Origin of the sequence: Sphingomonas mollis (genome assembly GCF_016427505.1) — a bacterium.
Classification (GTDB): Bacteria; Pseudomonadota; Alphaproteobacteria; order Sphingomonadales; family Sphingomonadaceae; genus Sphingomonas; species Sphingomonas mollis.
The window spans coordinates 1-13,967 of record NZ_JAELXS010000010.1 but is presented as its reverse complement, the minus strand read 5'-3'; the positions used below and the strand labels follow the sequence as shown (position 1 = coordinate 13,967).

Genomic DNA, 13,967 nt, shown 5'->3' with positions numbered 1-13,967 from the left:
ACAAGCCCCAGGTTATACAAAGGGGCTCGCCGAAGCCTCTACCAGCCCCCCTGCTAGGGAGCTGGAAGTTGAAATCCTTTCTTCACCGTACGGTCCGGTTACCCCGTGACCTGTGTAATCGTCTTGATGCTGAAGCGGCCTCTTTAGGTTGAACGCCGTCGGACCTCATTCGGCAAGCTATCGAACAACGTCTCGATGGACTGAAGCTGCTACATGGCAGCAAGCGCCGGCACCTGCGCGTGACCGAGTATATGCAGGTCGCGCTCGACGCGATCATCCGGAAAGATTACCCGGATATGCGCGAGACGCTGGTCCTCGAAACCGACCGTCGCATGAAGCTCCATCATGGCGCGTGATGACCCCAAAATGCCGGTCAAGAAGCCGCGTAAGGACATTCGCAACGATAAGCGGCCGATCCCGCAGGAGCATCATTCCGCGCGGGGTGATGCGCCTCGCAATTCGGCAACTTCACCCGTGGCAGCCAGCTACTCAACACCCAGGTCCTCATGTGGCTGCAGGGCATCAAGATGCCCGTCTACATGTGGCTCGGTGTCTTCGTGGTCGCATACACCGCGACAACCTGCGCCTGCCTGACAACTGCGTGCGCCATACCTATATCAATACGTGCCCTACGTACCCGAGATTATCCTCGTCTGGTGCAAGGTCGTAAAGGGCTGATCAGCTCCCTTGTGATAGCCTCGTGCATCACCGTTCCGCTGTCGATCTGGTATGTCGATTTCTCGATCCGTTGCGGTAAGACGACGGTCTATGAACGGCGCGAGCGCGGTGTTTTGCAAGGCTTACGAAGCTACTATGTGGCAGCTGTCTGCCAACCCATTTGATGATCTCCATTGCTGGATAATGACGGCCCTCGGCCGAACAGAAACCCCCTCAAGCCGCCAGCAACGACAACCCCCCGATCGGGACGATCCATTCCGCCCCCAGCTTCGGATACGGGCCGTTGAACAGGTCGCCCAGCGCCCGCGCGTAATGGCGGTTCAGCCAGCGGCGACGGCGGTGTTCGGGGCCGTCGTGCAGCATGTGGCAGCGCTGGCACAATGCCGCCAGATTCTGCCCCATGCTGTCGGTCGGATCATGGTTCAGATGCGCGCATGCCAGCACCACCCGCGTCCAGCGCCCGTCGTTAAGCAGATCGCGGCGCGGCAACCGTACCCGCCGCCCGCGCCCATCGCGCCAGCGGACGTCGCGGCGGTCCCACCACACGCCGTCGCCCAGATGGAACACGCGTTCGCCATGCGGTCGCCGGCAATGCTCGCACCGCCCGCCGGCCCGGTCGAACCGGATCGCCCGCGACAGCTGTGTCCAGTCGATCGGGTACAGCCAGAGATGATCGGCGCGGATCGGCATCGTACCGACGATTCTGATTCATTCGGCGCCGGAACGAAAGCAGAAAATGCACGTGAGCATAACAATCGTTTGCCAGGGCGGATCGATGAAGCGTTCCGAATAATCCGTCCCTAAACAGGGCGTTATCGGCGAAAAAGACACTAATGTTGTCCTTGCCCTTCCCGTTCCGGGGCGACAGACTTCACGCGAAAACAAGAGGGGATACTGAAGCATGCACATTCTATCGCGCGCAGCCGTGTCGGCCGCGGCGCTTCTCGTCGCGGGCACCGCACAGGCGTCGGTTACCATGTCCACCGTCGTCGTCACCGGAGGAACCGGCGTCCCGAGCGCCACCAGTTGGGGTGTGATCCCTAGTGAAAACAGCGCTGGCGCCTCGGCGGTCATCACCTCCACCGCCCCGCGGTCCGGCAACGGATCGATCGAGCTGAAGGGCGACCGCACCCGCTTTCAGGAGGGCATCCAGTATGCGCCGTTCACGACGAACCTGATGCCGCTTTCCAGCGTATCCGGCCTCGCCTTCGACTGGCGCATCGCGGCCGACAGCGTCAGCATCCGGAACGCCGATTACACCCCCGCCCTTCGCCTGCTGGTGCAGGACGGCACCCAGCGCAGCGAGCTGATCTGGGAGGGCGTCTATAACGGCACCTATGGCAACACCGCCCGCGACACCTGGTACTCGTCGACCTTCGACGACAATTTCTACCAGTTTGTCACCGGCCCCGGCGTCACGCTCGTGAACGGCAGTCAGGTCAACAAGAGCCTGTCGAGCTGGATCGCACAGAATTACAGTACGAACGCCTTCGTGTCGGCGATCAGCGTCGGCAGCGGTTCGACCGCGGGGACCGGCTATCATGCCTTCGCCGACAACGTGTCGTTGCGCACCACCAGCGGCATCACGACCTTCAATTTCGAGGTCGCGGCCGCGGCCGTGCCGGAACCCGCCACCTGGGCGATGATGCTGGTGGGCTTCGGCATGACCGGCGCCGCGATGCGCTATCGCCGTCGCGGGGTACGCGCCACCTTCGCCTGACGTGACAAGAACAGCCGCCGGCCAACCGGCTGGCGGCTTTCCCTCACCTCACGCCGGCTGGCCATTCCCGCCAGTCGACCCGAAGATCTGCCCGGTCGAATAGCTGAGCGACGGATCGGCTGCCGCCACGTACAGCCCGGCGATCTCCGCCGGCTGGCCGGGGCGACCCATCGGCGAGCTTTCGCCGAAGCTGCGCTGCTTGTCCGGTGTCGCCCCGCCGCTGACCTGCAACGGCGTCCAGAACGGCCCCGGCGCCACCGCGTTCACGCGGATGCCGCGCGGTGCCAGCTGCTTGGCCATGCCCTTGGTGAAGTTCAGCACCGCCGCCCGCGTCAGCGCGTAATCGACGATGTCGGGTGACGGATCGCCCGCCTGTTCGGACGAGGTGTTCACGATCACCGCCCCCGGCCCCATCCGCTCCACCGCTGCCTTGGTCAGCCAGAACGGCGCATAGACGTTGGTCTTCATCGTATCGTCGAAGTCCTGCGACGAGATATCGGCGATGCCCGGCCGCGTCTGCTGCCGCGCCGCGTTGTTCACCAGAATGTCGAGCCCGCCGAGCTGCTCGGCCGCCTGCTGCACCAGCTTCCGGCAGAACCGCTCGTCGCGCAGGTCGCCGGGGATCGCGACCGCACGCCGACCCTCCGCCCGGATCAGCGCCACGACCTCGCGCGCGTCCGGCTCCTCGGCGGGCAGATAATTGATCGCGACATCCGCGCCCTCGCGCGCATAGGCGATCGCCGCGGCCCGGCCGATGCCGCTGTCGCCACCCGTGATGAGCGCCTTTTTGCCCGCGAGCCGGCCCGATCCCTTGTAGCTGGTTTCGCCATGATCCGGCCGCGGCGTCATCTTCGACGCCAGCCCCGGCCAGGGCTGGCGCTGCACCGCGAAGGGTGGCTTGGGATAGGCGGCCGCGGCCGGCGTGGTCGCCGCTTTCGCGCCCCCGCCACCCTGCGCGGCCACTGCCGCGCCGGAGGTTACGGCCGCCCCCGCCGCCAGGGCGGCGCCGGTCACGAAGGTACGTCGATCGGTATCGGTCATGTCGTTGAAACTCCCGGCGATATGTCTTTCACCAGAAGCATCGACGACGGCGATCCGTTCCCCGCTGCCCCGACAACCCTTAGCGGCAATAACCTGGATTGTTGGACTTCTCGACCGCATGACCCGCCAGCGCCCCGGCGCCCCCGCCCAGGATCGTGCCGAGCGCCCGGTCGCCCCGGCTGTCGATCGTCCGCCCGAGCAGACCGCCGGCGATCGCGCCGACCAGCGCCCCGGTCGTGCCCTTGCTGCACCGCTGGGGACGACGGTCGTAATCCCGGTCGTCATAGCCGCGCCGGTCGTCATAACGACGGCGATCGTCGTAATCCCGGCGATCGTCGTACCGCCGATCGCCCCGATGGGCGATGTAGCGCGGCGCCCGATCATAGCGGCCGTCATCATCCCGATAGCTCTGCTCGTAGCGATCCTGATACCGCTGCGCCCCGGCGACCGACGGCATCATGCCCGCAGCAGCAGAAGCCAGCAGCGCCGCACCCAGAACAAACTTGCGCATGATCGATCTCCATCCCGGCAGACCATCGCTGCCATGAAGACGTTATGAGACGGCCGTCATGTTGCGACGCTGAATGGGCTTGTTACCCGCCGTTCAGCAACGATCGTTGATCGACGGGCATCGGACGTGGTGGATGGTGATCGTCGGATTGCCATGCCGGCACCTGACCGGGACCGGTCGCGCGCCCGGGGTATCGAGTAATCGCGCATCCGCGATGTTTCGGCAGCGCAACCATATGCCCGCCCCGATCGTCTCGTCACGACCGATTTCAATACAAGGGACTATCATGAAGCATTCGACAAAGATCGCTGCGGTCGCGGCCGCCCTCCTCTCGCTCACCGCCTGCGGTGGCAAGGGCGACGACAAGCTGGGCGATCAGGCCGAACAGGTCGCCGACAACCGCGCCGACGCGATGGACGCCGCAGCCGGCAACCTGACCGGCACCGACCGCGACGCGATGAAGGCCCGCGCCGACGTGACCCGCGCAGCCGGCGACGCCCGCGAGGAAGCGATCGACGACGCCGACGTGAACGCCCACGCCCTGTCGAACGAGCAGAAGGCGGCACTGGTCAACGGCCAGTGATATGAGGTGTGGGGCCGGCCGAAATATGTCGGTCGGTCCCATCGTGACTGGCCGTTCGATTTCTAGGCGGCCTCAACTGTTCGGATTCGCCAGTACCTTCGACGATTGCTGGCGATGCTCTGCGGTCATAGCGTCGGTTTCTGTCAGGTCGACGATATGGACGGTCAGCTTGCCCATCCGCTGGGCAATCCGGGTGCCCGTTGGCGTACCCAGAGTGCTTCGGACCGTGAACCGATCGATCCGGTAGTTACCCGGACTTCCCGGTTCGCCATCGAACGGAGCGTAGCGCCGTTCTGTGACCTGACGAAGAATACCGGGTGCCCACTGGCCGAGGCCGGAAGTGCGCAGCACCTCGGCACCCGACGTTCGGCCGTCCGGGCGGATCCAGTAGCCGACATCGGCGTACCTGATTTTGGAATCATGCCAAGCATCTGCCACGAAGTTGATATCGATCCGGTTGATGTCCTCGACCGGCGGAGCGAATATCAGGGTTGGCGCGTCGGTCGCGGACTGACGCAATCGTGTCGCCAGCGTGTCCACCGCTCCGGCGTCACCACGACGGATCGCGATCCGCGTGCGGAGGATGTCACGCAGTTCCACCATCTGTCGATTATTCGCGCCGGCCAGTGTGACGGCCTCGTCGGCGAATTGCTCCGCTTCCCGATTATGCTCGAGAAACAGCGCTAACCAGGCACGCCGGAATGCCGCGCCCGCCGCCAGTTCGGAAAATCCGCCCTCCACCGCTTTTCGCTGGACGGTGAGGTACGTCTTGTCCGCTACGCTCGTGTCACCCAAAACGACCATATTGTCGCCGAGAGAAAGCTCCTGTCCCAGCGTCGCGATGTTGTTTTCGCCCGCATAACGGCGCAACACCTGCACGTTGTTCAGGGCCGACCATCGCCACAGGTTGGTGTCGCCCATATGCTCGGCGACCGTCGCCAGCGTGGCGTACAGGCTGGATACCGGACCAGGCAGATCGGCCGCATGATCGCGGTTACGCCCGATGGCATTCTGCAAGGTGCGCCGCGCATCGACGTAACGGCCACCTGCGAACTGTTCGACCGAAGCCTGAAGCGACATCTCGACTTCTTCGGCGGGCGGGCAATGACGGGCGAGGCACGCCGCCAACGCCTGTTCGGCACGGCGACCGACAACGATGATCTCTTCCCGTGAAACCGGGGGGGGGTGGATGCGGCTTGGGCCAGCAGCAGGAGCGTCAAACCGATCATATCCGAAGATCTTGCGGTTCCCGCCAACTGTCAATGGTCAGAAAAGAGTGCCCGCATGATGGTCGTTCTGAAACCAGCGTTCGGCTATTTGTCCGCGCTGGAAAGGTCCGTTGCCCTGATATTGTAGGGAATCTCGCGGATACAGGCGCCGACTGCCGCAGCGACAAGAAAGATCGGGATGATCCACCAATCCGGACCGGTTGCGCGCCCCTGTACGATCGCCAGCAGACCGGTGACGGCGAGATAGGCACCACCAACCCAGACGACCTGTTCGATGAAGAGACGGACTCGTGGATTCAGCCTGTAATATATCATTGCCCGTCATCCTTGGTTTCCACTGCGTGCCGGACCGCTTCCGGCGAAACGTAGACAAAGTGTAATGGCTGACTGCGAGTAAAAAGTCGGTTGCGCTGGCCGGACGCAACCGAAGGAGTCCATTAAAGGATCGGCACGCCCAGAGGCCCCGGACGCCGCCAATCACCATCTATCTCAACCATATTTGTGTGTCACTGTAGTATATCAGTGCATCAATAAATTAATTTTTATGGACGCCAGATGTTATAAAAAGGTAAGATGTAGGCATGTCTACACCTATACCTTTCTTTATCAGAACCGCAGCCGCACGCCGGTCGTGATCGTCTCCTGATGATCGTCACGCCCGGTCTGGGCCGAGGCGGCGGTGAACAGGTCGATCCCGTTGGCGAAGCGATAGGCGACACCGCCCGCCGCGGTGCCGACCAGTTCCGCGCGACCGGCGCCCAGTGCCGACAGGCCGAGGCCACCACCGGCATAGCCGCCCGACGCGTCGGTGCGGCGTCCCTCGATCTGGTACCGCGCGCCCAGCGCCACGAACGGCCGGAACGGCGCGTCCAAGGCGTCGCTGCGCCCCAGCGACACGCCCGCATCGGCAAAGCCCGCGGCATGCCGGTCGCGCGCGACCGTCAGTGCGAAGGGGCTGCCGCCCGCCTCGCCCAGCCCGTCACGGGTGGTGCGGACATAGGTGACGCCCAGCTTCGGCTCCAGCGTCCAGTCGCCGGCCATGTCCGTCGCATAGCTGACCGACACGTCGCTGACCCAGCTGTGCAGGTCGTACCGGCCGGTCGCGCCGGTCGCGCTGGCCGTGCCGGGTAGCGCCCGCTCGGTCCGCGCATCGCCGCCATCGTACAGGATCGACGCGCTGAAGCCGAAGCCGTTGTCCGCAGCATAGCGGCCATGCACGCCGGCGACGAAGCCGTTCGTCCGCGTCCGCGTGCCCAGCGCCGCGATCTGCTGGCGGCTGTTGAGATAGCCGGCGAACGCGCCGACCGCCCAGCTACGATCGCCGATGCCCAGCCCGCCGAGCATGCCGTACCCCTGGCTGCGCGCCGTCGCGGTGCCCGTCGCCGGATCGCCGCCCAGCGTATGCCATTGGCCCAGCGTCTGCGCGAAGGTGAACAGGCCGACATCCTCGCGATCCGTGGCGATCGCCGGCCCGCGCGCGGTCTGCGCCAGCGTCAGCGCATTGTCGATGCCGAGCTGGCTTGCGGAGGCATAGGCCTCGGGCGTCAACCGCGCGAACGCCTGTGCGTTCGATGCGCCCGAACTGGTCAGCAGCGCCGGCAGGGCGGCAAACAGCGTGCTCGTCGCCGGCTGCACGGCCAGCGTCGCATTGGCATAGGCGATGCTGCGGCCGACCTGTGGCGAGAAGCCCGCATCGCCCAGGAACTGGCCGATCAGTTGCAGGCGATCGGCGCGCTGGACGATGAAACCGAACACGTTGTCGGGCTTCTGGACGGTGGTGAAGCTGCCGCTGATCCCGCCGCTGGCGGTGATCAGGTCGTACGACGTGCCGGGGCGCAGCGTGCCGGTCGACACGATCTGCAACGTCGCACCCGTGGCGATCGACAGGGTGCCGGCCACGACCAGCTTGTCCGACACGGTCGGGGTCAGCTCGAACAGCGACAGCGACGTGCCGGCGAGCGCGACATTGCCCGTCACCGTCATCGTACCCGGCGACGCACCGGGGCTCAGCGTTCCCGCGACGGCGATGTTGCCGATCACGGTGCCGGCCGAACCGAAGGTCGCCCGCTGCCCCACCGCGATCCGCGGCGCGGTGATGGTCGATCCGGCCAGCCCGACCAGTCGCCCGCCCGTCAGGTCGATGGCGCCCAGCGTGCCGCTGTTGGCGATCGTCGCATACCCGCCGGTCATGCCGAACGCCTCGACATTGGCGATGGTGGAGAACGCCACCGGCGCCGTTGCGCTGCCGCCCGATACGGCGATCGTGTCGCTGCCCGCGCCGCCATCGACCGCGCCCGCGAACTGGCCGGCGACCGTGAACCGGTTGTTGCCCGCCCCGAACCGGACCTGCGTGGCCGTCAGGCTGTTGCCGGCCGCGACTGCCAGATCGCCGCTGGCGACGATCTGGCCATAGCTTTGCGTGCCGGCGAGCGACAGGGTGCCGCTACCCTCGGTCGCCAGCGTCTCGAAATCGCGCAACGTGGTGGCGGCCAGCGTGCGGTTGCCCGTCAGCTCGACCGTCGCGATATCAGTGCCCGCTCCGCCCGATACGGTGCCGTTCAGCGTTGCGTTCGCGGTCAGGCGGAAGCTGTCGTTACCCGCGCCCAGATCGATCGCCCCCGCCAGCGTCCCGCCATCGGCGACCGTCAGCTGCTGGTCGCCCGCGCCGAACGACAAGGCCGCCCCCGCGCTGCCCAACGTGCCGGTCACGGCAAGGACATTGCCCGCCAGCGCGACCTGCTCGAACCCCGTCGCGCTGCCGCCCAGCACGACCGGCCCGGTCGCGGTGAAGCGCAGCGTGTCGTTGCCCGCGCCGCCCAGATACCGGCCGGTCGCGCGTGTCGTCCCCAGCGCCAGCGTGTCGTCGCCCGCGCCCAGCGACACGACCGCGATGTCGCCATCCACCGCCAGCATCTCGTTGCCGTCGGAGCCCGTCACCGACCCCACCGTCTGCCCGGCCAGTGCCAGGTTCAGGCCGGTGTTCGTCAGCGATACCGTGTCGAACCGCTGGTCGAGCGTCAGCGACAACGTGCCGCTACCCGTCACCGCCAGCCGCTCGAATCCGCTGCGCTGGCCGATGCCGCTGCGGTTGCCGACGAGCGCCACGGTATACAGGTCGCTGCCTGCCCCGCCATCGACGCCGCCCGCGACGCGGCTGCCCGCGCCCTCGACGAAGCTGTCGTCACCCCCGCCCAGCGCCACCGCGCCCAGGATCGTACCGTTGTTGACCAGCGTCTCGGCCGCATCGCTGCCGGTGACGGTGGTCTCGCCGGTGCTGGCCAGCGTCTGGCCCGCCGCGACCGTCACCGTCCCGCCGCTCACCCCGATCGTGTCGAAGGCGAAGCTGCCGGCATAGGTGACGACGCCCTGCCCGATCTGGCTGAAGCGTTCGAAATTGACGAACTGGCTGCCGTTCACCGTCCCGCCGCCCGTCGCATCGACGATGAGGCTATCGGTGCCCGCGCCGCCATCGACCGTCCCGACCAGCGTCGCGCCCGCGCGCTGGAGGAAGGTGTCGTCGCCCAGACCCAGGAACACGTCGCCCTCGATCCGCCCGTAATTCTCGATGCGGTCGTTGCCCGCACCCAGCGCGATCGATCCGGTGATCGTGCCGGTGTTGACGATACGATCGTCGGCCGCGCCGATGGTCTGGACGGCGCCGGCAAGGTAGGTCGAGCCGATATAGGTCGCCAGCGAGTCGGTACGGCTAAGCGTGGTGCCGGCCCCGCCCCGGATCGTGCCGGCGTTGGTGAGATCGAGCGCGCCATAACCCATGATCGCTGCCGACAGGGTGCCGCTCGCCTCGATTACGCCCCCGCTGGCGTTGCCGATCTGCGTATTGTCGATCGCGCGCGCGCCATAGGAAACGGCGATGGCCGGGGTGCTGCCGAAGATGACCGACGCGCCGGCATAGGGATCGGCGGGGATCGGCGAACCACCCGCATTGGCGCGGATCGTCCCCGCATTGTTCACCGTGATCGCCGTCTGGCCGCTGGTGCTGCCGACGATCCCGCTGGCCGACAGGCTGATACCGACACCGTCCTGCCCGGTCGCCTCGATCGTGCCGGTGTTGGCGACGGTCACCGTTGCCGCCCCGCCGGCCGTAAAGGTGCTGGCGCGAAGCGACATCCCCCGACGGCTACCCGTGATCGTACCGCTGTTCGTCGTCGTGAGCACGAGCGGATCGGGCGCCGCGCCGTCGTTCGGCGCATAGGCATATAGGAAAGCACTCACCCCGCCGCCCTTGATCGTTCCGCTATTGGCGATCGTGGTCGATCGCTGTCCCGACACGTACAGCGCGTCGTTCTGCGTGGTGGTGGTGATCGTGCCGCTGTTGGTGAACGATGCGCTGTCGTAGAGTGTTACCGCCGGTGCCGTCAGCGTCGCGGACCCGATCGTGCCGCTGTTGGTGAAGCTGCCGACCGTGCCGGAGAAGCCGCCCGCGATCGTCGCATTGTTGGTGAAGGCGGCCAGCGTCGCCGTACCGACCGTCGGATCGTTATAGACCGAGCCGGTACGCACCGCGCCGTTCAGCGTCGCGCCATTGACGATTGAGCCATCGCCCGAGACGAACAGATCGCCCGCGACCGGTGCCGCGGCGTTGATCGTGGCGACGGTGGTCGATCCCAGGGCGCGTACGCCCTCGCGTTCGAACCCGGTCGCGGTCAGGGCGCCGAGCGTGACCGTGCCGGTGGTGGAGCGGGCATGGACATAGGTGTCGTTGCCGGCACCGCCGTCGATCGTGCCGCTGACGCCGGCGATGTCATCCATCGCGACGAAGATGTCGTCGCCGTCGCCGAAGCGCAGGTCGCCCGCGATCGTGCCGCCATTGGCGGTATAGACCGCTTGAGCATAGGAGCGACCATAGTCGCTATAGCCGAGATCCACCGATCCGGTGATCGTACCGGCGTTCGTCACCGTGCCGCCTGCCATCCGGATCGCTTGCCCGGCGCCGCCCGTTATGGTGCCGCCCGTCAGATTGCTGATCGTTCCCGATCCATAGGAGGCCAATGCGATCGCGGTCGTAGTCGAACTGGAGATACGGCCCGAATTGGTGATCGTCAGCCCGTAATAGTCGCCGAAGACAGCGTTGCCCGCGACGTCGATCGTGCCGCTGTTGGTCAAACTGGTCGTGCCGTAGCCGGCGCGAATACCCGTCGCCGCCCGTCCGCCGACCACCTGTGTGATCGTACCGGTATTGGTGATGCTCTGCGCCCCCTGCACGCCGATCGTGCCGTCCAGCGTGATCGTCCCGCTGTTGGTGACGGCCCCGCCCCCACCGATCGCGGTGATTGGGCTGAAGGTCGTGGCAGCCTGATCGCGAGCGACGATCGTACCGGCGTTGACGAAGCTGTCGCCGCTGCCCAGTGCCACCACTGCATAGGGATAGGACGACCTGTCGGCCCGCGTCAGCGTCAATGTGCCACGGCTGGTGATGGTCAGGGCGTTCTGCAGATAGCTTTCGCCCGGTGCGACCTGCGTGGAGGTGGTGCCGATCGCCGGCTGGGTCGTCGTGGCGATATCGGCGGTCAGGTCGACGGTGCCTTGTCCGGCCAGGGTCAACGGGCGCGTGGATGCCGGCCCGGTCAGCGTCAGTGTCGCCTTATCGAACAGGTCGTAACCGATGCTGCTGAAGCCGGCCGGTACGGCGTTCGTGGCGCTGGCATCGCTGCGGACGCGGTACAGCAGCGCGGCGTTCGTCGCGGATACCGTGCCGGTGATCCCCGCAAAGGCGCCGGTGCCGGTGTTGACCAGTTCGGTCACCAGCATGTCGCTACTGGCGAGCGTCAGGTTGCCGTTCAATACCCCGCCCGGCAGCGCGAAATAGCGATTGTAGCTGGATGTGGAACCGAACGATTGCCCCGTCAGGGCGACGTCGCCACTGATCGTCCCGGCATTGGCGACGGTGGCACCGAAGACATAGCTGTTCGACGACTGCGGCCCGATCGCCCGCGTCCCGCCGCTGATGGTGCCGCCCGCGCGGTTGTTGATGATGCCATAGGCGTCGAGGATCACGCCGGTGCCGGCCGAGGTGATGGTGCCGGTGTTGGCGAAGTCGCTCGACAGGCGGACACCGCCCACGGCTCCCTCTATCCGGCCGCTGTTGGTCCAGTTCGATCCATATGATCCGGACAATGTGGCCCCGACCCCGCCGGTCGACAGGATCGTCCCGCTATTGGCGAAACTGGAACTGAAGACCGAAACCGCCGTGCCCGCCGCAGTGATCGTGCCGCTGTTGACGAATGCCCCTTGCGAACCGAACGATACGCCGTTGCCGGCCGCGTCCACGGAGCCGCTATTCTCGAAACGGGTGATCGACGACAGGTTCAGCGCATAGGTGCCGGCGATGCCCGCCGTGATGGTGCGCAACGTCCCGGCATTGATGAAGGTCGGCGATCCGTTCGAACCGAAATCGGAGGTCACGACCTGCGTCGCGTCCGACAGCGTCGTACGGTTGGTGATCGTGCCGCTGCCCGCGATCCGGATCGGTCCGCCGAACCCGTCCGCCAGCGTCGCGGTCACGCCGCTGTTCGGGGCCAGCGTCAACCGTTCGAAATTCGTCGGCAGCGCTATCGCGGCCGCGATCGTCGCATTGCGGGTAAGGCCGATGCGCAGCATGTCGGTGCCTGCGCCGCCATCGATCGTCCCGGTGATGCCGGTGACGATCTGTCCATCGGCATAATCGGCGACCAGCGTATCGTCGCCTGCCCCGAACAGCACGCCACCGTTGATCGTGCCGGCGCTTGAATCGATCCGGCTGCCGGTGGTGTAGGTGGGTGCGGCTGCGGTAACGACATCGCCGTCGATCGTACCGCGATTGGTCAGGTTGATGAATGTATTGGCACGGATCGCCGTCGTACCCGTGCTGGCGACACTGCCGCCCGCCGCATTCGTCAGCGTCAGGTTGTCACCGGTGATCGCCGCGCCGGTGCCGGTGTTGGCGATGCTGCCGCTATTGGTGATCGTCCGGCCGCCCGGCACGTTGACCAGCGTCGCCGCGCTGCTCGCAGCCGTGATCGTACCGCTGTTGGTGACATCGCCATAGACCGGGCCGGATACCGTTCCCCAGTCGATCGCGCTGCGGCTGCCGCCATCGATCGTGCCGGCGTTGTTGACTGTACCGATCGGCGCGCTGATCGCGCCGATGACGCCGCCCGCCCGGTTGATGATCGACGAAAAGCCGGCATAGGCTGGGGTGGTCGACAACAGTGCGATACCGCCCGTACCAGTGATCGTGCCGGCATTGTCCAGCGTGACATACGCGTTGCCGAAGCCCGACGCCGACTGGCCCACGACGATGCCGTTATTGCCGGTGACGACCCCGCCCGCCGTCACGGTCATCGTGAGACGGCTTTCGAAGGAAGCGAACCCGCTTGCTGCGGGCTGCCACAGCAATCGTGCGCCGGCACCGGCGCCGCCATCGACCCGCCCCGCCACCGACAGCGTCGTATAGGCGTAATAGAAATTGGCGGTCGGCGCGATCTGCACCGCGATCGCGGGTGCGCCACTGCCCGATACCGTGGCGCCGGCCAGCACGTTCACCGTCGTGCCGGATGTCGTGACGTTCAGGCCGTTGCTGTCGGTGCCGCTGCAGATGGTGGTGCCGTTCACCGGCGCCGGATCGGGGGAGCATTGGCCGAAGGCGGGTCCGGCCGCCATGATCGCCAGCGTGATCGCACTCGTCTGCAACGCCCGCGCCCGAACCGGCCGCGCCAGCAGCATCCCCTTCAGCATTCCGTATCCCCCCGATTTCAGCCTGTTGGCTAACCACGGGGGTGGTTACTGTCCAGTATCCAACGCAATGAAATGTTCATGGAACCGGCAATTTAACCGCAGCGCCGGCCTCCGGTATGTATCCCGGCTAGAGCGGTTTCTCACCGGGCTGAATCATAAAGGGATTCCCGTCGCCGCGATTTTCTGATTCAGGATTCATGCCGGTGGAGGAAGCTGGCATGGATGGCGCGGTCATTGTCGGCAGATCTTCGGGACAGGGTTGTGGCGGCGATCGCGGGTGGTCTGTCACGTCGGCAGGCCGCGGTACAGTTCGGTGTCAGTGCCGCGAGCGCCGTCCGGTGGCAGCAGCTTGCGAGCCAGCACGGGACGCCAGCACCGCTGCCGCAGGGCGGAAATCGACGATCGATGAGGATCGAGGCGCATGCCGGATTGATCCTGGAGGCTTACAAGGCGACGCCCGACATCACCTTG

The 13,967-nt window shown here is 66.1% G+C and carries 9 protein-coding genes and 1 pseudogene; 4 read left to right on the top strand and 6 right to left on the bottom strand.

Going from position 1 to position 13,967, the window contains the following annotated elements:
• Positions 1 to 891: 891 nt before the first annotated feature.
• Entirely contained in the window at positions 892 to 1,368 is a 477-nt protein-coding gene (locus JAO74_RS15880) for a hypothetical protein (RefSeq protein WP_199040368.1), read from the bottom strand.
• Between the two features lie 211 nt (positions 1,369 to 1,579).
• Here JAO74_RS15880 and JAO74_RS19295 point away from each other — a divergent pair, with 211 nt between their 5' ends.
• A complete protein-coding gene (locus tag JAO74_RS19295) occupies positions 1,580 to 2,398 on the top strand; it encodes a PEPxxWA-CTERM sorting domain-containing protein (protein WP_233151095.1) in 819 nt (272 codons plus the stop codon).
• A 48-nt stretch (positions 2,399 to 2,446) separates the two neighbouring features.
• Here JAO74_RS19295 and JAO74_RS15870 read toward each other — a convergent pair whose 3' ends face one another.
• Together JAO74_RS15870 and JAO74_RS15865 are read right to left on the bottom strand one after the other, a co-directional pair.
• A complete protein-coding gene (locus JAO74_RS15870) occupies positions 2,447 to 3,439 on the bottom strand; it encodes an SDR family oxidoreductase (protein WP_199040365.1) in 993 nt (330 codons plus the stop codon).
• Positions 3,440 to 3,518: 79 nt separating this feature from the next.
• On the bottom strand, positions 3,519 to 3,950 hold the full coding sequence (locus JAO74_RS15865; RefSeq protein WP_199040363.1) for a glycine zipper 2TM domain-containing protein: 432 nt from the start codon (positions 3,948 to 3,950) through the stop codon (positions 3,519 to 3,521).
• A 286-nt stretch (positions 3,951 to 4,236) separates the two neighbouring features.
• Between JAO74_RS15865 and JAO74_RS15860 the strand changes: the two genes are divergently transcribed.
• Complete coding sequence (locus JAO74_RS15860) at positions 4,237 to 4,533, top strand: hypothetical protein (protein WP_199040360.1); 297 nt, start codon at positions 4,237 to 4,239, stop codon at positions 4,531 to 4,533.
• 72 nt (positions 4,534 to 4,605) lie between these two features.
• Here JAO74_RS15860 and JAO74_RS15855 read toward each other — a convergent pair whose 3' ends face one another.
• Positions 4,606 to 5,454, bottom strand: coding sequence for a hypothetical protein (locus JAO74_RS15855; RefSeq protein WP_233151094.1), 849 nt, complete (start codon positions 5,452 to 5,454; stop codon positions 4,606 to 4,608).
• Between JAO74_RS15855 and JAO74_RS18850 the strand changes: the two genes are divergently transcribed.
• Positions 5,455 to 5,706, top strand: coding sequence for a hypothetical protein (locus JAO74_RS18850; protein ID WP_233151093.1), 252 nt, complete (start codon positions 5,455 to 5,457; stop codon positions 5,704 to 5,706).
• Between the two features lie 140 nt (positions 5,707 to 5,846).
• Here JAO74_RS18850 and JAO74_RS15850 read toward each other — a convergent pair whose 3' ends face one another.
• Positions 5,847 to 6,077, bottom strand: a complete 231-nt coding sequence (locus tag JAO74_RS15850; RefSeq protein ID WP_199040355.1) for a hypothetical protein — start codon at positions 6,075 to 6,077, stop codon at positions 5,847 to 5,849.
• A 291-nt stretch (positions 6,078 to 6,368) separates the two neighbouring features.
• The gene (locus JAO74_RS15845) at positions 6,369 to 13,496 is read right to left on the bottom strand and encodes an autotransporter outer membrane beta-barrel domain-containing protein (RefSeq protein ID WP_199040351.1); all 7,128 of its coding nucleotides are present in this window, start codon (positions 13,494 to 13,496) and stop codon (positions 6,369 to 6,371) included.
• 261 nt (positions 13,497 to 13,757) lie between these two features.
• Here JAO74_RS15845 and JAO74_RS18845 point away from each other — a divergent pair.
• A pseudogene (locus tag JAO74_RS18845) lies at positions 13,758 to 13,967 on the top strand (IS630 family transposase); the annotation flags it as partial.